Origin of the sequence: Micromonospora coxensis, from assembly GCF_900090295.1 — a bacterium.
In the GTDB taxonomy this organism is placed as follows: domain Bacteria; phylum Actinomycetota; class Actinomycetes; order Mycobacteriales; family Micromonosporaceae; genus Micromonospora; species Micromonospora coxensis.
In genome coordinates this window covers 5877893-5899305 of record NZ_LT607753.1, presented here as the reverse complement: position 1 = coordinate 5899305, position 21413 = coordinate 5877893, and the positions used below count along the sequence as shown (strand labels likewise).

Here is a 21413-nt window from a genome sequence, read left to right as displayed (position 1 = left end):
GACCCACCGTCGTTCGCGACTGCGGGGCTCGCAAACCCGGCTCACTCCTCGCGCTCACCGGGACACCGTCTCCTTCCCGTCCCCTGGTCCGGGCGCGCCGCCGTCCTGCCGGTCGCGCGGCGGGGTCCGGCGGCGACCGCCGAGGCGGCGCAGCGCCCCGGCCAGCAGCGGCTGCACGTCCGGCCGGTCCGTCAGCCAGGCCACGGCGAGGAACACCGCCCCGACCACGGCCCCGGACAGCATGCCCTGCACGAGCGCCTGCGCTGTCGTCGGGGTGCCGCCGCCGAGGTCGGCGAGCCACCGGGCGGTGGCCGCCCCGGCGGGCGCGGCCAGTCCGGCGGCGGCCAGTCCGGCGGCCGCCGCCCGGCCCACCCCGGCCAGCGCCGGACGGCCGGCCGCGCGGGCCACCGCGAGCAGCAGCAGGCCACCGAGGAGGAGCATGCCGGCGGAGTTGGCCAGGGCCACGGCGAGCACCCGGTCGCGCAGCGGCAGGAGCGCGCCGAGCAGCAGCACCGCGACCGGCACCGCGAGCCAGCCCACGGCGGTGGCCCAGGTCGCCGTCCGGGTCTCGCCCCGGGCGTAGAGGGCCCGGGTGAGCACGGCGAAGAGGCCGTAGCCGAGCAGCCCCGGGGCGAAGCCGGCGACCGCCGCGGCGGCGGCGGGCGCGGCGTCCGCCGGGAAGAAGAACCAGCCGATGGGCGCGGCCACACCGACCAGCGCGGCGGCGCCGAGGCTGCTGAAGACCAGCACCCCCCGGACCGCGGGGGCCAGCGTCCGCCGGTACGCCGGCTCGTCGTCGGCGGCCCGGGCGGCGGCCAGGGTCGGGTACGCGGCGACGGCCAGGGGCACCGCCAGCACCGCCCAGGGCAGCAGGTAGACCGTCTGGGCGAGCTGGTAGACGCCGGGATTGGTGGTGGCGCCGTAGGTGACCTGGTTGAGGCTGACGACCAGCGCGATCTGCTGGGTGGTGACGGTGACCGCCCCGGCCACCGCCAGCCCGCCGACCCGGGCACGGGCGTCGGCCGGGAAGCCGTACCCGGGGCGCAGCCGCAGCCCGAGCCGGCGCAGCGGGACCAGCAGCGACAGCGACAGCACGACCACCCCGGCGGTGGTGCCGCCGGAGAGGATCAGCTCGCCGCCGGGACTCACCCCGCCCACGGTGGCCAGCCGCCCCTCGACGGCGGTGAAGGTCAGGTAGACGACGATCACGGTGATGCTGCTGAGCAGCGGCGCGATCACCGGCCAGGCGAAGCGCCGGTGCGCCTGGAGCACCCCGGTCAGCACGATGCCGACGCCGTAGAGCGGCACCTGCGGGGCGAAGACCCGCAGCATCCGTTCGCCGCTGGCCTGCTGGGCGTCGGTCAGGCCCTCGCCGAGCAGCCCGACGATCGGGCCGGCGGCGAGCGCCACCAGCACCGCCAGCGGCACCAGCAGGGTCAACGTCCAGGTGAGCAGGGCGCCGGTGGTGGCGTTCACCGCCCGCCGGTCACCGGCCGCGACCGGCCCGGCCAGCAGCGGTACGACGAGACTGGCCAGCGCCCCACCGGCGACGATCTCGAAGATGACGTTCGGCACGGCGTTGGCCACCACGTACGCCCCGCCCAGGTCGGTCGGGGCGAGGGTCCAGGTGAACACGGCGGTGCGCCCGAAGCCGGCCAGTCGGGCGACCACGGTGAGTACGGCGATGAGGGCGGCCGCTCCGGCCACCCGGCCGGCGCCGGCGAGGGGTGCCGGTCTGGTCACGTCAGTCGGATCGCCGGCCCAGCTCGTCGAGCTCGCGCAGGCCGGGGGTGCGCTGGATGACGGCGGTGAAGCTGACCTTCTCGCTGGCGGCGGTGAGCCCGGCGAGCACGGCCAGGACAGCGGCCCGCCCGACCGGGCCGGTACGCGCGGCGAGCGCCACGCCGAGCAGCGCGCCGAGCGCGTTGGCGCCGCTGTCGCCGACCATCACCTGCTCGTCGAGGTCTTCGCCGAGCAGCCCGGACGCCGCGCCGACCGCCCCGGCGGCGATGCCACCGTGCGGGCCGCGGGTGAGCGGGGCGCCGAGCAGCAGGCCGGACTTCAGCGCCCGGCCGGGGCGCAGGTCGAGCAGGTTGAGCAGGTTGGCGGTGCCGGCCACCACGCCGGCGCCGAGCAGCACGTCGGCCGCCCGGCCGAGGGTGCCCTGCCGCTGCCGGCGGCGGTGCGCGGCGACCCGGGGGTCGGCGGCGAGCAGCGCGGCCGCGCCCAGGCCGGCGGCGCCGACGCCGAGCACCTTGACCGTGCCGGCGGTGACCCGGCCCTCGCGCAGCGCGGCGAGGTGCCCGGTGAAGCCCTTGGCGGCCTTCTGCTCGGGGCGGGCGCCCACCACGTCGTCGTAGAGCCCGACCGCGCCGGCGCCGAGCCCGGCGACCAGGGCCGCCGCCCCGGAGGGGACGCTGCCCGAGCCGAGCGCCCCGGCGCCGGCCGCGCCGACGGCGAGGGCCGGCCCGGCGGCCAGGGTGACCGTACGGCCGCGGAAGTTGGTCCGTTCCAGCGCCGGGCCGACCGGGGCGGTGCGGATCTCCCGCAGCGCGTAACGGGCGGCGGCGGCGCCGGCGGCGGCGGCCAGCAGCCGCCCGAGCCCGCTCACGCGAGGCTCCCGGACGGCACGGGCGGACGGGATCCGGTCACCGGGGTACGTCGTTCGCTCACTGGGGCAGTCTAGGCAGCAGATCGGCGGCGTTGTCGCCCACGCCGTACTGGCCGGCCTTCTTCTCGGTGAGCTGCTGCACCAGGGCGAGCGCGGTGACCAACTGCCCCTGCACGGTGTTGGCGTTGTCGACGGTGGAGATGGTCTGCGCGAGGACCGGGTCGCCGCGCACGATGGCCACCAGGTTGCCGCCGGCGGAGCCGTTGCCGCCGACCACGATCGCGCCGGTCCGGTCGAACTGCTCGGCGATCTTCACCACCGACTCGTCCTTCTTCGCGGAGTCCTTGTCCACGTACGGCTGCCCGCTGACCACGACGACCGCCTCGGCCGTGCCGCTGACCGGCTCCTCGGCGGTCAGGTAGCCACCGTTGGAGTACGCGGTCAGCACCGCCTTGCGGTCGGCCTCGGTCACCGCCGGGGTGCCCTGGGGACGGTCGAGCAGGACGCTGGCCAGCAGCGCGCTGGAGGTCTCCACGCCGTTGCCGTTGCCGGGCAGCGCGGAGGCGGGGGCGCTGGGGCGGGCGGCGGTGACCGCCAGCTCCATCAGGTTGGTGTTGTTGTCCGGGTTGATGAACTTGTCCTGGACGTCGACCCGGCCGGTGACGTCGGCGCCGGCCAGCTCCAGCATCTTCAGCACGCCCTCGGTGTGCTCGCGCCCGCTCGGGGTGCTGAGCAGCAGCACCCGCTTGCCGGCGAGCTTGCCCGGCAGGACCACCTGCGCGATCTGCGCGGCGAACTCCTCCTCGAGCTCCAGCTCCTTCTGCATGCTGTTGACCGACTGGCGCATCTGCTGGTTGTCCTTGCGCAGCGCGTTGACGTTCTCCTTGAGCGAGTCGGCCACCGGGCCGTTGAGGGCGGCCGTGCCGACCACCAGGCCGATGGCCAACGCCAGGAAGACCGCGGTCAGGGACACCACGTGGTACCGGAAGTTGATCACGCTTGCAGCCTCTTGATCGGTCGGGAGCTAGAAGAGCTGGCCGAGCTGGAACACGAAATTGTCCCACCACTCGGAGACCACGCCCAAATACGCCTTCCCGACGGTGGAGACCGCCACCGCGGACGCCATCGCGGCGACCGCCGAGAGGACCAGCAGCAGCAGTGACGAGCCGGAGATGCTCTGCCGGTACAGCCGGCTCACCCCCTTGGCGTCGACCAGCTTGCCGCCGACCTTGAGCCGGGTGAGGAAGGTGGACGCCATGCCGCCGCGCCCCTTGTCCAGGAACTCCACGAGCGTGGCGTGGGTGCCGACGGCGACCAGCAGCGAGGCGCCCTTCTCGTCGGCCAGCAGCATGGCCAGGTCCTCGCTGGTGGCGGCGGCCGGGAAGGTGATCGCCGGCACCCCCAGCCCGGTGACCCGGGCCAGGCCCGGGGCCCGCCCGTCCGGGTACGCGTGCACGATGACCTCGGCCCCGCAGCGCAGCACGTCGTCGGTGACCGAGTCCATGTCACCGATGATCATGTCGGGGGTGTAGCCCGCCTCGACCAGGGCGTCCGCGCCGCCGTCCACGCCGATCAGCACCGGCTTGAACTCCCGGATGTACGGGCGCAGCACGTCCAGGTCGTCCTTGTAGTCGTAGCCGCGGACCACGATCAGGCAGTGCCGGCCCTGGACCTGGGTCTGGATGTCCGGTACGCCCACCCCGTCCAGCAGCAGGTCGCGCTCCTGCCGGAGGTAGTCCATGGTGTTGGCGGCGAACGCCTCCAGCTGGACCGACAGCCCTTCCCGGGCGTCGGCCATCGCCTTGGCCACCGTCTCGGCGTCCTGGAGTTCACCGTGCGCCACCGGCTCGTCGCCGACGTAGACGGTGTTGCCCTCGATCCGGACGGTGTCGCCCTCGCGGACCCGCTCGAAGATCCCCTCGCCGAGGTCGTCCAGGAGCGGGATCCCGGCGGCCACCAGCACTTCGGGGCCGAGGTTGGGGTAGCGGCCGGAGACCGACGGCTTGGCGTTGAGCACCGCGGCGACGCCGACGGCGACCAGCGAGTCGGCCGCCACCCGGTCCAGGTCGACGTGGTCGATGATCGCGATGTCGCCGGGGCGGAGCCGGCCGACCAGCCGCTTGGTACGACGGTCGAGGCGGGCGGTGCCGAGGACTGAGCCCGGGTCCGCGTTCCGGGTCCGGCGCAACGTGGGTAGACGCATCGTGACCATCCTGGCATGTGAGGCAGGCTTTTCTGTCGCGACATGCCTGAGCAGGGCCGCCTACCCAGGGAAGCACACCGGAGCGCAGGCCGGTGTGCCTCCGCTCACAATCGTGGCGGTCAGGGCCGCCTTTCCTTGGCCGCCACGGCCAGAAGCTCCTCCGCGTGAGCGATACCCAGGTCCGAGTCGGGCAAACCGGCGAGCATCCGGGCCAGCTCCCGGGCCCGCTCGGTGTCCTCCACCACCCGCACCCCGCTGGTGGTCACCGCTCCCCCCGTGTCCTTCGCCACCACCAGGTGCCGGTCGGCGAACGCGGCGACCTGCGGCAGGTGGGTGACGACCAACACCTGGTGGCTGCGCGCCAGCCGGGCCAGCCGGCGGCCGATCTCCACCGCCGCCTGCCCGCCGACCCCGGCGTCGACCTCGTCGAAGACCAGGGTGGGCGGGCCGCCCGAACCGGCGAAGACCACCTCGATGGCGAGCATCACCCGGGACAGCTCACCGCCGGAGGCGCCGCGCTGCAACGGCAGCGAGGGCGCGCCCGGGTGGGCCAGCAGCCGCAGCTCCACCTCGTCGACCCCGTCCGGGCCGACGCCCACCGGCGCGCCGTCCACCGTCAGCGTGGGCTCGCTCCGGCCCGCCGGGCGCGGCAGGACGGCCACCTCGATGCGGGCGTGCGGCATGGCCAGGCCGGCCAGCTCCACGGTGACCTGCTCGGCGAAGCGGGTGGCCGCCTCGCGCCGCGAGGCCGAGACCCGGCCGGCCAGGTCGGCCACCTCGCCGGCCAGGCGCTGGGCCTCCTTGTCCAGCTCGTCGAGCAGCTCGTCGGAGGTGTCCAGGTCGGACAGCCGGGTGCGGGCCCGTTCGGCCCAGGCCACCACGCCGTCGACGTCGTCGGCGTACTTGCGGGTCAACGCGCGCAGCGCGGCCCGCCGCTCGTAGACGGTCTGCAACCGGGCGGGGTCGGCGTCCAGCGCCGCCAGGTACGCCGACAGCTCGGCGGAGACGTCCGCGACCAGGGTCGCCGCCTCCTCCAGGCGGGCCGCCAGCTCGCCGAGGGCCGCATCGGTGCCGGCCTGCGCCTCCAGGGTGCGCCGGGCGGTGCCGAGCAGGGTGGTCGCGTCGGGGGTGTCGTCGGCCGTCTCCACCCCGCCGGCCACGCACTGCTGGGCCAGCTGGGCCGCGGTGCGCAGCCCTTCGGCGTGCTCCAGCCGCTGCGCCTCGGCCTTCAGCTCGTCGTCCTCGCCCGGCTGCGGGTCGACCCGGGTGATCTCGTCCAGTCCCAGCCGCAGCAGGTCGGCCTCCTGGTTGCGCTCGCGGGCGTTGCGCCGCCGGTCGGCCAGGTCGTCGACGACGTGCCGCCACCGCGCGTACGCCTCGCGCAGCGCGTCGAGCAGCTTCTCGTGCGCCGGGCCGGCGAACCGGTCCAGCGCGGCCCGCTGCTCGGCCGGACGCAGCAGGCGCAGCTGGTCGGACTGGCCGTGCACCGCCACCACCTGCTCGCCGACCTCGCCGAGCATCGACACCGGCATGCTGCGCCCGCCCAGGTGGGCCCGGGACCGACCCTCCACGGTGACCGTACGGCTCATCAACAGCGAGCCGTCCTCGTCGGGCTCCCCGCCGGCGTCGACGATCCGGGCGTGCACCGCGTCGGCGACCCGGCCGTCGAGGCGCAGCCGCCCCTCGACCAGCGCCCGGCCCGGTTGGGCGCGGACCCGCCCGGCGTCGGCCCGGCCACCGAAGAGCAGGCCGAGGCCGGTCACCACCATCGTCTTGCCGGCACCGGTCTCGCCGGTGATGACGTTCATCCCGCCGGTCAACGGCAGCGTGGTGTCCTCGATGACGCCCAGTCCGGTGATGCGCAGCTCTTCCAGCACAGCAACCGACAGTAGACGCGGCCCCCGACACTTGACCAGCCGGCGCGGCCCGGCTGTGGACAGCCGGCCCGGCTCACCCCGCCGGCCGCCCGGTCACCTGCGGCTGCCCCGCCAGCCCTGCACGGGCAGGTCGAACTTGGCGACCAGGCGGTCGGTGAACGGCCGGTCCCGCAGCCGCACCACCCGCACCGGCAACGCGCCGCGACGCACCGTCACCCTGGCCCCCGGCGGGAGGTCGAACACCCGCCGGCCGTCGCAGCAGAGCACCGCCAGGGTGGTGAACGGGTCCACGGTGATGGCGATGCTCGACGTGGGCGCCGTCACCAGCGGACGGCTGAACAGCGCGTGCGCGCTGATCGGCACCAGCAGCAGCGCCTCCACCTCCGGCCAGACCACCGGCCCGCCGCCGGAGAAGGCGTACGCGGTGGAGCCGGTCGGGGTCGCGCAGACCACGCCGTCGCAGCCGTACCGGGACAGCGGCCGGCCGTCCACGTCGACGAGCAGCTCCAGCATCTGGGCCCGCTCGCCCTTCTCGACGCTGATCTCGTTGAGCGCCCAGGACTCGATGGTCGGCCCGCCGTCGAACTCGGCGGTCACGTCGAGGGTGAGCCGTTCGTCCACGGTGTAGTTGCGCCCGACCACGTCGCGCACGGCCAGGTCCAGGTCGTCGATCTCCGCCTCGGCGAGGAAACCGACCTTGCCGAGGTTGATGCCGAGCAGCGGGACCTTCGCCGGGCGGGCCAGCTCGGCCGCGCGCAGGAAGGTGCCGTCGCCGCCGAGGGCGAAGACGATCTCGGCGCCCTCGGCCGCCTCCGGGCCGGTGACCGGCACCACACCCGGCAGGTCGAGGTCTTCGGCCTCCTCGGCGACCACCCGCACCTCGAAGCCGGCGGCGATCAGGTCGGCGGCGACCGCCCGGGCGTGCTCGGTGCTGCGCCGGCGACCGGTGTGCGTCACCAGCAACGCGGTACGGCTCACCGGTCGGCCTCCACGCGTGCGCCGCTCGGACGCACCCCGTCGCTGACGCTCACGCCGACCAGCCTCCCGTACCCGATCACCGGGCTCCGCTCGTCGCTCACCCTGACACCTCCCCGGATTCCGCCTCCGGCAGCGCGCCGGAGGCCGCCAGGCCCTCGGGCCCGGCCGCCACGACGGCACGCACCCGCTCGGGGTCGGCCGCGGGCGCGCCCCGGCGTAACCATACGAAGAACTCGACGTTGCCGCTCGGCCCCGGCAACGGGCTGGCGGCCACGTCCGCCAGACCCAGCCCGAGATCGGCGGCGGCCGCCGCGACGTCGAGCACCGCCTCCGCGCGCAGCGCCGGATCCCGGACCACGCCACCGGCGCCGACGCGTTCCTTGCCCACCTCGAACTGCGGCTTGACCATCAGCGCCAGGTCGCCGTCGGCCCGGGTGCAGCCGGCCAGCGCCGGTAGCACCAGGCGCAACGAGATGAAGGAGAGATCCGCCACCGTGAGGTCGACCTCGCCGCCGATGAGTTCGGCGGTCAGCGTACGGACGTTGGTGCGCTCGAAGACCCGCACCCGCTCGTCGGTACGCAGCGGCCAGGCCAGCTGGCCGTAGCCGACGTCCACCGCGACCACCTCGGCCGCGTCGGCGCGCAGCAGCACGTCGGTGAAGCCGCCGGTGGAGGCGCCCGCGTCCAGGCAGCGCCGGCCGGCGACGGTCAGTCCGCCCGGGGCGAACGCGGCGAGCGCGCCGGCGAGCTTGTGCCCGCCGCGCGAGACGTACTCGGTCGACGGGTCCTCGCCGGTGACCCGCAGCGGGTCGGCGGGGTCGACCATCGCGGCCGGCTTGCGGGCCGGCACCCCCCGCAGCTGGACCCGGCCGGCCTCGACCAGCGCGGCGGCCTGTTCCCGGGAGCGGGCCAGCCCGCGACGGACGAGTTCGGCGTCGAGGCGGGTACGACGTGCCATGGGGTGGTTCTCCGGTCGTTCAGGTCTGGTCGATGGTGGCGAGGGTCTCCCGCAGCGTCTGGTACGCCGCCTCGTACTGGGCGATCTGGTCGGCCGGGGGCAGCCCCTCGGCGTTGATCATCGCCTGCACGGCGGCGTCCACCGCCGGATGGCGCGCCTCACCGACCTCGTCGTCCGACCCGGCCGGCGGCGGCCCGGGACGCGGCCCCGGACGGACGCCCGGCGGCGGGCCGGGACGGACCCCGCCCGGCGGCGGGCCGGGACGGAACGGGCCGGTCACGACCGGCTCCCGGCGCCGGCGGTCACTGCTCGCCGCCCGTGGCGGGCCGACGGGGCGCGGCCTTCTTCGCCGGCCGGGCGGCGGGGGCGGCCGGCTCGCCCGGCGTGGTCGAGACCGCGGCCGGCGGCTTGCGGGCGATGGCCTTCTTCGCCACGGCCTTCTTCGCGACCGCCTTCTTGGCCACCGCCTTCTTCGCCACCGCCTTCGTCGGCGCGGCTCCGGACGGCCCGGCCTGCGGCGCGCCGCTCGGGCCACCCCGGGTGGCGGACGCCGGCGCGCCGACCGGCGGCACGGTGGTGTCCGGCGCGGCGGCGGCGAGGTGCGCCCCCGGCGCGCCCTTGGCCTCGCGCAGCTCGCGTTCCAGCTCGTGCACCCGGCGGGTCAGCTCGGCGACCTCGTCGGCGGTGGCGAGCCCGACCGCGCCCAACGCCCGGTCCACCTCGAAGCGGACCAGCTTGGTCAGCGCCTCCCGATTGGCCGCGCCGGTGGCGAGGAGCTCCTCGGCGAGTGCCTGGAGCTGGACGGCCGTCGCGCCGCCCGTGCCGACCACCCGGCGCACGGCGTCCTGGGCCTTCTTCCGGGGCGCCTCCGTCAGGCCCATGGCCAACTCGAGGTAGGCGCGCCACGCGTCCTGCATGCCTGAGTCCTTCCGCGGGGCGAGGTGTGCGGGTCTCACGCTACCGGGCGCTCCCGACGACCCATTGCGGTACGGTGCCGGGAAACGGCGTGGCGTGCGGTGAGGAGACGATGTGGCCAGCGTGGACGAGTGCCGGCAGGCGTTGCGGGATCTGGCGACCCGGCTGGACCGGCACGCCGAGATGCCGGGGAAGATCGACCTGGATCGCACCCTGGCCTGCCGGATCACCGACCTCGACACCGCGTTCCACGGGCGCCTCGTCGGCGGCCGGTTGGTCGACCTGAGCGACGGCGACGACCCGAAGGCCAAGATCGCTCTGGTCACCGGCAGCGACGACCTGGTCGCCCTGGTGCACGGTCAGCTCGACATCACCAAGGCGGTCGCCGCCCGCCGGGTGTCCATCAAGGCCAACCCGTTCGACCTGATGAAGCTGCGCAAGCTGCTCTGAGCGCTCAGGCGGGCAGGCCGAGCGCCTCCAGCGCCCGCTCCGCCTCCGGGGTGACGGGCCGCACCCGCGACACCGCCTCGCCGGACCAGGCGGCCGCGCAGAGCGCCGCCAGGGCGTCCAACGGCCGGCCCGCGCCGCCCAGCTCCACCGCGCCGTCGACCAGGGCGGCGGACCACCCCGCGACCTCCGGCTTCCCGGGTACGGCGACCACGGCCGCCGGGTCGAAGAGCCCCGCCAGGTCCTCGGCGACGTACGTCGGGCGCCGCGCCTCGGGGGCGGCCAGCAGTTCGGGTACGTCGCTGACGCCGGTCAGCACCAGCAGACTGTCCAGCCCGGCACGCCGGGCGCCCTCGATGTCGGTGTCCAGCCGGTCGCCGACCACCAGCGTCCGCCCCTGCCCCGCCCGGCGGGCGGCGGTGGCGAACAGGGCCGGCTCGGGCTTGCCGACGACCACGTCCGGCGCGCGGTCCAGCGCGTGCCGCAGGGCGGCCACCAGGGAGCCGTTGCCCGGCAGCGGGCCCCGCCCGCTGGGCAGGGTCCGGTCGGTGTTGGTGGCGATCCAGGTCGCCCCGGCCCGGATGGCGACCGACGCCTCGGCCAGGTCCACCCAGCCCACCTGCGGGCCGTACCCCTGCACGACCGCGACCGGCGACTCGTCGGCCCGGGCGACCGGGGTGAGCCCGACGGCGCGGATCTCGGCGCGCAACGCCTCCGCGCCGACCACGAGCACCGGGGCGCCAGCGGGGAACCGGTCCCGCAGCAGTTCGGCGGCGGCCGCGGCGGAGGTCAGCACCTCGGCCGGCTCGGCCGGCACACCCATCCCGGTGAGCAGGTCGGCGACCTCGCTGGAGCGGCGCGAGGCGTTGTTCGTCGCGTACGCCACCGCCCGGCCGTCGGCGTGCAGCCGGCCGACCGCCTCGACCGCGCCGGGGATCGGCCGGTCGATCAGGTAGATCACCCCGTCCAGGTCGAAGACGACCAGCGAGTACCCGTCGACCAGCCGGTCCCCGGCGAATCCGGTCATCGCTGACCCGGCTCCGACCCGTCGGTGCCCACCGGCCGGTCGCCGGCGGCACGGTCGGCGGCCGCGGTGGCCCGCCCGTCGGTGCGCGCGTCGCCGGTGCGGGCGTCGTCGGTCAGCCCGTCGCCGTCGAGGTCGTCGTCCTCGTCCTCGTCGTCCTCGTCGTCGAGGTCGTCGTCCTCGTCGCCGTCGAGGTCGTCGTCCTCGTCGCCGTCGAGGTCGTCGTCGTCCTCATCATCGAGGTCGTCGTCATCGTCCTCGTCGTCGTCGAGGTCGTCCTCGTCGTCGTCGAGGTCGTCCTCGTCGGCGAGGTCATCGTCCTCGTCGGCGCGGTCGTCGTCGGCGGTCAGGTCGGCGTCCGGCCGGGCCGGCACGGCGCCCGGCGTGCCGGGACCGGAGGCGATCTCCTCGGCCGGCTCCTCGTCGGAGTCGTCCCCCTCGATCAGCACGCCGTCGAGCTCCAGCAGTCGCTCCGCGGCGTCGGTCTCGCCGTCGGTGTCGACGTCGGCGGCGCGGGAGAACCACTCTCGGGCCTCCTCGCGCCGGCCCACCGCCAGCAGCGCGTCCGCGTACGCGTAACGCAGCCGGCCGGTCCACGGCTCGGCCGGGTCGGCGGTCAGCTCCGGGACCTGGAGCATCGCCACGGCCGCGTCCTTCTGCCCGAGATCGCCACGTGCACCGGCGGCCACGATCAGCAGCTCGACGGCGACGGCCTGGTCGAGCTTCTCCCGGTCGGCGCCCCGGAACAGGTCGATCGCCCGCTCCGGACGCCCCAGGGCCCGCTCGCAGTCGGCCAGCACCGCCAGGTGACTCTGCAACCCGGTCATCCGGTGGTACGTGCGCAGCTCGGCGATCGCCGTCTGCCACTCCCCCGCGTGGTACGCGGCCAGCCCGACCGCCTCCCGCACCGCGGAGATCCGTGAGGCCAGCCGCCGGGCCGCCATCGCGTGGGCGAGCGCCTCGGCTGGGTCCTCGTCGATCAGCTGGCCGGTGGCGACGAGGTGCCGGGCGACGGTCTCGGCGACCGGCTTGTTCAGCGAGAGCAGCTCGGCGCGGACCGCCGTGTCCAGGTCGCTCGCGGAGATCTCGTCCGGCAGCGCCGGTGCGGCGCCCCGGGCCCCCTCGGCCTCGTCCCGGCGCTCCCGGTCGGGGCCGAAGCCACCCTCCGGACGCCGATCCTCGAAGCCGCGCCGGTCGTCACGACGCGGCCGGTCACCGTAGCCGCCGCGCTCGCCGCCCCGCTCCGGGCGCGGTCGGTCGCCGCCCCGGAAACCGCCCTCACGACGGTCGCCCTCCCGGCGGAAGCCGCCCTCGCGCGGCGCGTCACCGTCTCTGCGGAAGCCGCCCTCACGGCGGTCGCCGCCCCGGAAGCCGCCCTCACGACGCTCGCCGCCCCGGAAGCCACCTTCGCGCGGGCCGGAACGGAAGCCGCCCTCACGACGGTCACCGCCACCGAAGCCACCCTCACGCGGGCCGGAACGGAAGCCGCCCTCACGGGAGTCCCCGCCACGGAAACCGCCCTCACGACGCTCTCCACCGCGGAAGCCACCTTCACGACGGTCACCGCCACGGAAGCCACCCTCGCGCGGCGCCTCGCCGTCGCGACGGAAGCCGCCCTCACGACGGTCACCACCCCGGAAGCCGCCTTCGCGGCGGTCGCCGCCCCGGGGACCGCTGTCACCGTCGCGGCGGAAACCACGGTCGCTCCCGCCGTGCTCCCGACGGTCGCCACCACGGAAACCGCCCTCGCGGCGGTCGCCACCACGGAAGCCACCCTCGCGCGGCGCGTCACCGTCCCGGCGGAAACCGCCGGGGCGGGAGTCACCGTCGCGGGGGCCGGAGCGGAAGCCGCCCTCGCGACGGTCGCCGCCGCGGAAGCCACCCTCACGGGAGTCGCCACCACGGAAGCCACCCTCACGACGCTCACCACCGCGGAAGCCACCCTCACGACGCTCACCACCACGGAAGCCACCCTCACGGGAGTCGCCACCACGGAAGCCACCCTCGCGACGCTCACCGCCACGGAAGCCACCCTCGCGCGGCGCCTCGCCGTCGCGACGGAAGCCGCCCTCACGACGGTCACCACCCCGGAAGCCGCCTTCGCGGCGGTCGCCGCCCCGGGGACCGCTGTCACCGTCGCGGCGGAAACCACGGTCGCTCCCGCCGTGCTCCCGACGGTCGCCACCACGGAAACCGCCCTCGCGGCGGTCGCCACCACGGAAGCCACCCTCACGGGAGTCGCCACCACGGAAGCCACCCTCACGACGCTCACCGCCACGGAAGCCACCCTCGCGACGGTCGCCGCCGCGAAAGCCGCCATCGTTGTCCCGCCGGAAGCCACCCTCGCGGGGGCCGGATCGGAAGCCACCCTCGCGACGCTCACCACCACGGAAACCACCCTCGCGCGGCGCGTCACCGTCCCGGCGGAAACCGCCGGCCCGGGAGTCACCGTCGCGGGAGCCGGAACGGAAGCCACCCTCACGGCGGTCACCGCCGCGGAAACCACCGCCGTCGCGGCCACGCTCGGCGCCGTTGCCACCGCGCTGGCCGCCCCGGTCGTCACGGTCTCCCCGGTACGGGGGACGGTCGTCCCGACGCGGGCCGACACCCCGCCCCTGCGGGCGGTCCGAACGGTCCTCGTAACGGCGCGGACGATCTCCGCCCTGCGGTTCTGAACTCACAGGTACATCCTTCCTCATTGCGCCACCAACGGCGCTACGCAGTCGAGGGCCGACCCGGATGGGGCGGCCCTCGACTGGAAGATTGTCCGGCGGTGTCCTACTCTCCCACACCCTCCCGAGTGCAGTACCATCGGCGCTGGAGGGCTTAGCTTCCGGGTTCGGAATGTTACCGGGCGTTTCCCCTCCGCCATGACCGCCGTAACTCTATGAACATGTCAAAACAACCCGTGGGTGTTTGCGTGTTCAGAGTTGCACAGTGGACGCGTAGCAGCTTCGTAGTCAAGTCCTCGGCCTATTAGTACCGGTCAACTGAACCCGTTACCGGGCTTACATTTCCGGCCTATCAACCCAGTCGTCTAGCTGGGGGCCTTACCCACTCAAAGAGTGGTGGGATACCTCATCTTGAAGCGAGCTTCCCGCTTAGATGCTTTCAGCGGTTATCCCTTCCGAACGTAGCTAACCAGCCGTGCCCCTGGCGGGACAACTGGCACACCAGAGGTTCGTCCGTCCCGGTCCTCTCGTACTAGGGACAGCCCTTCTCAAGTATCCTACGCGCACGGCGGATAGGGACCGAACTGTCTCACGACGTTCTAAACCCAGCTCGCGTACCGCTTTAATGGGCGAACAGCCCAACCCTTGGGACCTGCTACAGCCCCAGGATGCGACGAGCCGACATCGAGGTGCCAAACCATCCCGTCGATATGGACTCTTGGGGAAGATCAGCCTGTTATCCCCGGGGTACCTTTTATCCGTTGAGCGACACCGCTTCCACTCGCAAGTGCCGGATCACTAGTCCCGACTTTCGTCCCTGCTCGACCTGTCAGTCTCACAGTCAAGCTCCCTTGTGTACTTGCACTCAACACCTGATTGCCAACCAGGCTGAGGGAACCTTTGGGCGCCTCCGTTACCCTTTAGGAGGCAACCGCCCCAGTTAAACTACCCACCAGACACTGTCCCTGAACCGGATAACGGTCCGAAGTTAGATACCCAAATCAACCAGAGTGGTATTTCAAGATTGCCTCCACCCATACTGGCGTATGGACTTCACCGGCTCCCACCTATCCTACACAAGCTAATTCGGATACCAATGTCAAGCTATAGTAAAGGTCCCGGGGTCTTTCCGTCCTGCCGCGCGTAACGAGCATCTTTACTCGTACTGCAATTTCGCCGGGCCTGTGGTTGAGACAGTGGGGAAGTCGTTACGCCATTCGTGCAGGTCGGAACTTACCCGACAAGGAATTTCGCTACCTTAGGATGGTTATAGTTACCACCGCCGTTTACTGGCGCTTAAGTTCTCCGCTTCGCCCCGAAGAGCTAACAGGTCCCCTTAACGTTCCAGCACCGGGCAGGCGTCAGTCCATATACATCGAATTACTTCTTCGCATGGACCTGTGTTTTTAGTAAACAGTCGCTTCCCCCTGCTCTCTGCGGCCATACAACGCTCCACCCGCGCGGGGCTTCACGTCTCCGGCCCCCCTTCTCCCTAAGTTACGGGGGCAATTTGCCGAGTTCCTTAACCACAGTTCGCCCGATCGCCTCGGTATTCTCTACCTGACCACCTGTGTCGGTTTGGGGTACGGGCCGCTCAGAACTCGCTAGAGGCTTTTCTCGGCAGCATAGGATCACTGACTTCACCTGAATCGGCTCGGCATCACGTCTCAGCCTCCATGCACCACGGATTTGCCTATGGTGCGGCCTACACGCTTACCCCGGCACAACCACCGGCCGGGATCAGCTACCTTCCTGCGTCACCCCATCGCTTGACTACTACCCGCCAGGTTCCCACGCTCCCCAACCTCGACCCGAAGGTCTCGGCTGGTTCGGGTGGTTAGCACAACGAGGTTCATCAGGGTCGCTCTTTCGCGGGTACGGGAATATCAACCCGTTGTCCATCGACTACGCCTCTCGGCCTCGCCTTAGGTCCCGACTCACCCAGGGCGGATTAGCCTGGCCCTGGAACCCTTGGTCATCCGGCGGAAGGGTTTCTCACCCTTCTTTCGCTACTCATGCCTGCATTCTCACTCGTGCCGCGTCCACAACTAGGTCACCCCGTTGCTTCACCCCCGGCACGACGCTCCCCTACCCATCCACACACCTGCACAAGGAATCAAGTCCAAGCGAGGTTGAAATGTGAATGCCACAGCTTCGGCGGTGTGCTTGAGCCCCGCTACATTGTCGGCGCGGAACCACTTGACCAGTGAGCTATTACGCACTCTTTAAAGGGTGGCTGCTTCTAAGCCAACCTCCTGGTTGTCTATGCGACCCCACATCCTTTTCCACTTAGCACACGCTTAGGGGCCTTAGCTGGTGATCTGGGCTGTTTCCCTCTCGACTACGAAGCTTATCCCCCGCAGTCTCACTGCCGCGCTCTCACTTACCGGCATTCGGAGTTTGGCTGATTTCGGTAAGCTTGTGGGCCCCCTAGACCATCCAGTGCTCTACCTCCGGCAAGAAACACGCGACGCTGCACCTAAATGCATTTCGGGGAGAACCAGCTATCACGGAGTTTGATTGGCCTTTCACCCCTAACCACAGGTCATCCCCCAACTTTTCAACGTTGGTGGGTTCGGCCCTCCACGCGGTCTTACCCGCGCTTCAGCCTGCCCATGGCTAGATCACTCCGCTTCGGGTCTAGGACATGCGACTCGATCGCCCTATTCAGACTCGCTTTCGCTACGGCTCCCCCACACGGGTTAACCTCGCCACATGCCACTAACTCGCAGGCTCATTCTTCAAAAGGCACGCCGTCACCCCGCAAGGCTCCGACGGATTGTAGGCGAACGGTTTCAGGTACTATTTCACTCCCCTCCCGGGGTACTTTTCACCATTCCCTCACGGTACTCGTCCGCTATCGGTCACCAGGAAGTATTTAGGCTTACCAGGTGGTCCTGGCAGATTCACGGCAGATTTCAGGGGTCCGCCGCTACTCGGGAACACCCACAGAAGGTCAGCAACTTTCACCTACCGGACTCTCACCGCCTACGGTCAGCCATTCCAGACTGTTCGGCTAGCCACTGACTTTATAACTCCTCGAACAAGTGTCAGCTTGTTCAGCGGGGTCCCACAACCCCGACCACGCAACCCCTGACAGGTATCACACGCAGCCGGTTTAGCCTCAATCCGCTTTCGCTCGCCACTACTCACGGAATCACTAAATTTGTTTTCTCTTCCTACGGGTACTGAGATGTTTCACTTCCCCGCGTTCCCCCCACACACCCTATGTGTTCAGGTGCGGGTGACACCACATGACTGGTGCCGGGTTTCCCCATTCGGACACCCTGGGATCACAGCTTGGTTGACAGCTCCCCCAGGCCTATCGCGGCCTCCCACGTCCTTCATCGGCTCCTGGTGCCAAGGCATCCACCGTTCGCCCTTGACAACTTGACCACAAAGATGCTCGCGTCCACTGTGCAATTCTCAACAAACAACCAACCCACAACCCACAGCGCGACACCAAACCCGACCACCGCCGGCGGTATGCCACACCAGGTCATGCCTGGCAACCGTCCCCCACCACAGTGGGGTCATGGTTCTGAAAGACAACCCTCGGGTTGTTCCTTCAGGACCCAACAGGGTGCTTAGCGCCTCTTCCCAGCCGCATCAGGAGCCAACCGTTCCCACCACCGAAGTGGCTGTACTAGGCGCCCCCGACCGTTGCCGAGGAAAAACTGGCCAGTGTCTCCGCCATTGAGCACCCCACCATCACGTTCGGATGGCGTGGGCTCCATACCGTCTTTCGACGGATGGTGCTCCTTAGAAAGGAGGTGATCCAGCCGCACCTTCCGGTACGGCTACCTTGTTACGACTTCGTCCCAATCGCCAGCCCCACCTTCGACGGCTCCCTCCCACAAGGGGTTGGGCCACCGGCTTCGGGTGTTGCCGACTTTCGTGACGTGACGGGCGGTGTGTACAAGGCCCGGGAACGTATTCACCGCAGCGTTGCTGATCTGCGATTACTAGCGACTCCGACTTCACGGGGTCGAGTTGCAGACCCCGATCCGAACTGAGACCGGCTTTTTGGGATTCGCTCCACCTCACGGTATCGCAGCCCATTGTACCGGCCATTGTAGCATGCGTGAAGCCCTGGACATAAGGGGCATGATGACTTGACGTCATCCCCACCTTCCTCCGAGTTGACCCCGGCAGTCTTCGATGAGTCCCCGCCATAACGCGCTGGCAACATCGAACGAGGGTTGCGCTCGTTGCGGGACTTAACCCAACATCTCACGACACGAGCTGACGACAGCCATGCACCACCTGTGACCGCCCCCGAAGGACCTCACATCTCTGCGAGTTTTGCGGCCATGTCAAACCCAGGTAAGGTTCTTCGCGTTGCATCGAATTAATCCGCATGCTCCGCCGCTTGTGCGGGCCCCCGTCAATTCCTTTGAGTTTTAGCCTTGCGGCCGTACTCCCCAGGCGGGGCGCTTAATGCGTTAGCTGCGGCACAGGGAACCGGAGAGGCCCCCCACACCTAGCGCCCAACGTTTACAGCGTGGACTACCAGGGTATCTAATCCTGTTCGCTCCCCACGCTTTCGCTCCTCAGCGTCAGTATCGGCCCAGAGACCCGCCTTCGCCACCGGTGTTCCTCCTGATATCTGCGCATTTCACCGCTACACCAGGAATTCCAGTCTCCCCTACCGAACTCTAGCCTGCCCGTATCGACCGCAGGCTTGGGGTTGAGCCCCAAGTTTTCACGGTCGACGCGACAAGCCGCCTACGAGCTCTTTACGCCCAATAAATCCGGACAACGCTCGCGCCCTACGTCTTACCGCGGCTGCTGGCACGTAGTTGGCCGGCGCTTCTTCTGCAGGTACCGTCACTTACGCTTCGTCCCTGCTGAAAGAGGTTTACAACCCGAAGGCCGTCATCCCTCACGCGGCGTCGCTGCATCAGGCTTCCGCCCATTGTGCAATATTCCCCACTGCTGCCTCCCGTAGGAGTCTGGGCCGTGTCTCAGTCCCAGTGTGGCCGGTCGCCCTCTCAGGCCGGCTACCCGTCGTCGCCTTGGTAGGCCATCACCCCACCAACAAGCTGATAGGCCGCGAGCCCATCCCAGGCCGAAAAACTTTCCACCACCAACCATGCGATCGGAGGTCATATTCGGTATTAGCCCCGGTTTCCCGGGGTTATCCCAAAGCCTAGGGCAGGTTGCTCACGTGTTACTCACCCGTTCGCCGCTCGAGTACCCCGAAGGGCCTTTCCGCTCGACTTGCATGTGTTAAGCACGCCGCCAGCGTTCGTCCTGAGCCAGGATCAAACTCTCCAACAAAAACTTGTCGAACAGCAAACCCTGACAACAAAAGTGTTGCCAAAGGAATCCCCACCAACAACCCCCCGAAGAAGGTCGCCAGCACGGGGTATAAATCAAATTGGCACTGGCTTATCAAGCACCCTGTTGAGTTCTCAAAGAACAACCACACACCGCCCAGAACCCCACAACCGTGGAGCCCCGACCCGGGGCATTCCGTCCACCATGCCCGCCGCTCTCGCGCCGGGCACTTTTACTACGTTACCCGGTGATATCCGCCGTGTCAAACCGCTCTGTCGCGATCCACACCACTTCCACCACAATTCCGGGCACCACAAAACAACCGGCTCTCACCGCTCGTCTCCTGGCTGTCGGTAGGCCGGCCGCTGCGGTTTCCCGCACGCTCGCCCGGTGCCCTACCGGCGATGAACCATACCCGGTCGGCTCCGCCTCACCAAATCCGCCCTGGGGCGAATCCGGGGCGCCGCCCGGATCGAACTCCGGAAGACAGAACTTCCGAGGTCCTCGGTCCGTTCCCGCGCCCGGCCGCCCAGGTCTTTCGCCCTGTTTCGTCCGTTCCGCGCTGGCAGAGAAAAAGGTACGCCCCCGGCGAGTTGATCGTCAAATCAGCCGGGGGCGTCCCGCGTCACACTCTCGTCGTACGGCTATTTCCGCAGCTCAACCCCGGCGAAGGACCGCTTGCCGCGGCGCAGGACGAGGTATCGGCCGTGCAGCAGGTCCTCCGGGGCGACCACCGCGTCGACCTCGGTGACCCGGATGTTGTTGACGTACGCGCCGCCCTCGGCGATCACCCGGCGCGCCTCCTTCATGCTCGGCACCAGGCCCGACTCCTTGAGCAGCCCGGCCACGTCCGGCAGCTCGTCGAGGTGGACCAGGCCGGCCTCGGTCAGCGCCGCCCGCAGGGTCTCCGGCGTCAACTCCTCCAGCGAGCCGCGACCGAACAGCGCCTGGCTCGCGGCGACCGCCTGGGCCATCTCCCGCTCGCCGTGCACCAGGGTGGTCAGCTCCTCGGCGAGCGCCCGCTGGGCGGCGCGGGCCGCCGGCCGCTCGGCCGCCTCCTTCTCCAGCGCCTCGATCTCCTCGCGGGACCGGAAGCTGAAGTACCGCAGGTAGCGGGTGACGTCCCGGTCGTCGGCGTTGACCCAGAACTGGTAGAAGGCGTACGGGCTGGTCATCTCGGGGTCGAGCCAGACGGCCCCGCCCTCGGTCTTGCCGAACTTCGTGCCGTCGGACCGGGTCACCAGCGGGGTGGTGAACGCCTCCACCGGCCCCGCGCCGCGACGGCGCACGTAGTCGACCCCGGCGGTGATGTTGCCCCACTGGTCGGAGCCGCCGTACTGGAGCTGGCAGCCGTGCCGACGGTGCAACTCGAAGAAGTCGTTGGCCTGGAGCAGCTGGTAGCTGAACTCGGTGAAGCTGATGCCGGTCTCCAGCCGGGCCTTGACCACCTCGCGGGCCAGCATCTTGTTCACCGGGAAGTGCTTGCCGACGTCGCGGAGGAACTCGACCACCGACATCTGGCCGGTCCAGTCCAGGTTGTTGACCAGTTGCGCCGCGTTCTCACCGGTGTACGACACGAAGGGCGCGAGCTGGTCGCGGATGCGCTGCACCCAGCTCGCGACGACCTCCGGCGGGTTGAGCGTCCGCTCGGCGCTCTCCTTCGGGTCACCGATCTGCCCGGTCGCGCCGCCGACCAGCAGCAGCGGCCGGTGCCCGGCGAGCTGGAGCCGGCGGGCGGTGGTGACCTGCATCAGGTGGCCGACGTGCAGGCTGGGCGCGGTCGGATCGAAGCCCACATAGAAGGTGGCGCTCCCGCCGTCGAGCAGGTCGCGCAGCTCGTCGAGGCCGGTCGAGTCCTGGATCAGGCCCCGCCACCGCAGGTCTTCGGTCAGGGAGTCCCGCCCGTGCGGGAGGTTGCTGTCGGTCACGGTCACCGATTCTCCCCCATGCCGGGCACCGGGCCGTACCGGGTTTGCCGACCTGAGCGCCGACTAGGCTGCGCCTGGCCGAGGCGAGGAGGTACGGGTCGTGGAGATGCCGGACATGACGGGTGGCCTGGTCGGGCTGCTCGGGCTGAAGTTCGACGAGATCGGCGCCGACCGGGTGGTGATCCGCTGGCAGGTGCGCCCCGAGCTGCACCAGCCGTTCGGCATCCAGCACGGCGGGGTGTACTGCGCGGTGGTGGAGACCGCCGCCAGCGTCGGTGGGTCGATCTGGCTCGGCGGGCGCGGCACGGTGGTCGGCGTGTCGAACCAGACGGACTTCCTCCGGGCGGTGCGCGACGGCGAGCTGACCGCCGTCGGCACGCCCGTGCACCGGGGACGCAGCCAGCAGCTCTGGCAGGTGGAGATCACCGACGCCGACGGGCGGCTGGTCTCCCGCGGTCAGGTGCGGCTGCAGAACCTCGCCCACCCCTGAGCCGGACCACGGCGGCCGGCGCGTAGG

15 protein-coding genes and 3 rRNA genes are annotated in these 21413 nt (G+C 70.7%); 3 read left to right on the top strand and 15 right to left on the bottom strand.

Translation table 11 applies throughout. The annotated features are described in order from the left end of the window. Positions 1–54 precede the first annotated feature (54 nt). The 9 genes from murJ to GA0070614_RS26865 form a co-directional block, all read right to left on the bottom strand. Positions 55–1743: a murein biosynthesis integral membrane protein MurJ gene (murJ, locus tag GA0070614_RS26905; protein WP_088978568.1), complete on the bottom strand. Its 1689-nt coding sequence runs from the start codon at positions 1741–1743 to the stop codon at positions 55–57. Between the two features lies 1 nt (position 1744). Continuing rightward, the gene (locus GA0070614_RS26900; RefSeq protein WP_088978567.1) at positions 1745–2611 is read right to left on the bottom strand and encodes a hypothetical protein; all 867 of its coding nucleotides are present in this window, start codon (positions 2609–2611) and stop codon (positions 1745–1747) included. Between the two features lie 58 nt (positions 2612–2669). Next, complete coding sequence (locus GA0070614_RS26895) at positions 2670–3608, bottom strand: copper transporter (RefSeq protein WP_088978566.1); 939 nt, start codon at positions 3606–3608, stop codon at positions 2670–2672. A 27-nt stretch (positions 3609–3635) separates the two neighbouring features. After that, a complete protein-coding gene (gene steA / locus GA0070614_RS26890) occupies positions 3636–4814 on the bottom strand; it encodes a putative cytokinetic ring protein SteA (RefSeq protein WP_088979693.1) in 1179 nt (392 codons plus the stop codon). Positions 4815–4933: 119 nt separating this feature from the next. Further along, positions 4934–6691 (bottom strand): DNA repair protein RecN, encoded by a 1758-nt coding sequence (gene recN / locus GA0070614_RS26885; protein WP_088978565.1) that lies wholly within the window; start codon positions 6689–6691, stop codon positions 4934–4936. Between the two features lie 93 nt (positions 6692–6784). Further along, positions 6785–7669 carry an NAD kinase gene (locus GA0070614_RS26880; RefSeq protein ID WP_088978564.1) on the bottom strand — a complete coding sequence of 295 codons (885 nt, stop codon included), beginning with the start codon at positions 7667–7669 and terminating at the stop codon, positions 6785–6787. Positions 7670–7766: 97 nt separating this feature from the next. Next, a complete protein-coding gene (locus GA0070614_RS26875) occupies positions 7767–8627 on the bottom strand; it encodes a TlyA family RNA methyltransferase (protein WP_088978563.1) in 861 nt (286 codons plus the stop codon). A gap of 19 nt (positions 8628–8646) precedes the next feature. After that, a complete protein-coding gene (locus tag GA0070614_RS26870; RefSeq protein ID WP_088978562.1) occupies positions 8647–8907 on the bottom strand; it encodes a hypothetical protein in 261 nt (86 codons plus the stop codon). A gap of 22 nt (positions 8908–8929) precedes the next feature. Further along, entirely contained in the window at positions 8930–9544 is a 615-nt protein-coding gene (locus GA0070614_RS26865; protein ID WP_088978561.1) for a phasin family protein, read from the bottom strand. Between the two features lie 112 nt (positions 9545–9656). Between GA0070614_RS26865 and GA0070614_RS26860 the strand changes: the two genes are divergently transcribed. Continuing rightward, positions 9657–9992, top strand: coding sequence for an SCP2 sterol-binding domain-containing protein (locus tag GA0070614_RS26860; protein WP_088978560.1), 336 nt, complete (start codon positions 9657–9659; stop codon positions 9990–9992). Between the two features lie 4 nt (positions 9993–9996). Here the strand turns inward: GA0070614_RS26860 and GA0070614_RS26855 are convergent, their stop codons facing one another. After that, positions 9997–11016, bottom strand: a complete 1020-nt coding sequence (locus tag GA0070614_RS26855; protein ID WP_088978559.1) for an HAD-IIA family hydrolase — start codon at positions 11014–11016, stop codon at positions 9997–9999. Further along, positions 11013–11957, bottom strand: coding sequence for a tetratricopeptide repeat protein (locus GA0070614_RS31300; RefSeq protein ID WP_231933397.1), 945 nt, complete (start codon positions 11955–11957; stop codon positions 11013–11015). Before GA0070614_RS31300 ends, GA0070614_RS26855 begins: the two co-directional genes overlap by 4 nt. A 3-nt stretch (positions 11958–11960) precedes the next feature. Between GA0070614_RS31300 and GA0070614_RS31295 the strand changes: the two genes are divergently transcribed. Next, positions 11961–13688: a hypothetical protein gene (locus GA0070614_RS31295; RefSeq protein ID WP_231933396.1), complete on the top strand. Its 1728-nt coding sequence runs from the start codon at positions 11961–11963 to the stop codon at positions 13686–13688. Between the two features lie 90 nt (positions 13689–13778). Here GA0070614_RS31295 and rrf read toward each other — a convergent pair. The 4 genes from rrf to tyrS form a co-directional block, all read right to left on the bottom strand. Next, positions 13779–13895, bottom strand: a 5S ribosomal RNA gene (rrf, locus tag GA0070614_RS26845). Positions 13896–13969: 74 nt separating this feature from the next. Next, positions 13970–17081, bottom strand: a 23S ribosomal RNA gene (locus GA0070614_RS26840). Between the two features lie 370 nt (positions 17082–17451). Further along, positions 17452–18968: ribosomal RNA gene (locus tag GA0070614_RS26835) — 16S ribosomal RNA — on the bottom strand. Together the 16S, 23S and 5S rRNA genes form the textbook arrangement of a ribosomal RNA operon. A gap of 644 nt (positions 18969–19612) precedes the next feature. Beyond that, positions 19613–20896, bottom strand: coding sequence for a tyrosine--tRNA ligase (gene tyrS / locus GA0070614_RS26830; RefSeq protein ID WP_088979692.1), 1284 nt, complete (start codon positions 20894–20896; stop codon positions 19613–19615). A gap of 106 nt (positions 20897–21002) precedes the next feature. Between tyrS and GA0070614_RS26825 the strand changes: the two genes are divergently transcribed. After that, complete coding sequence (locus GA0070614_RS26825) at positions 21003–21386, top strand: PaaI family thioesterase (protein WP_170839542.1); 384 nt, start codon at positions 21003–21005, stop codon at positions 21384–21386. Positions 21387–21413 lie beyond the last annotated feature (27 nt).

What these genes read in the sequence shown, in the direction of transcription:
- GA0070614_RS31300 (WP_231933397.1), bottom strand. Translation starts at nt 11,957, where the DNA reads ATGGCGGCCCGGCGGCTGGCCTCACGGATCTCCGCGGTGCGGGAGGCG.
- GA0070614_RS26875 (WP_088978563.1), bottom strand. Translation starts at nt 8,627, where the DNA reads ATGGCACGTCGTACCCGCCTCGACGCCGAACTCGTCCGTCGCGGGCTG.
- steA (WP_088979693.1), bottom strand. Translation starts at nt 4,814, where the DNA reads ATGCGTCTACCCACGTTGCGCCGGACCCGGAACGCGGACCCGGGCTCA.
- GA0070614_RS26855 (WP_088978559.1), bottom strand. Translation starts at nt 11,016, where the DNA reads ATGACCGGATTCGCCGGGGACCGGCTGGTCGACGGGTACTCGCTGGTC.
- GA0070614_RS26865 (WP_088978561.1), bottom strand. Translation starts at nt 9,544, where the DNA reads ATGCAGGACGCGTGGCGCGCCTACCTCGAGTTGGCCATGGGCCTGACG.
- GA0070614_RS26825 (WP_170839542.1), top strand. Translation starts at nt 21,003, where the DNA reads ATGCCGGACATGACGGGTGGCCTGGTCGGGCTGCTCGGGCTGAAGTTC.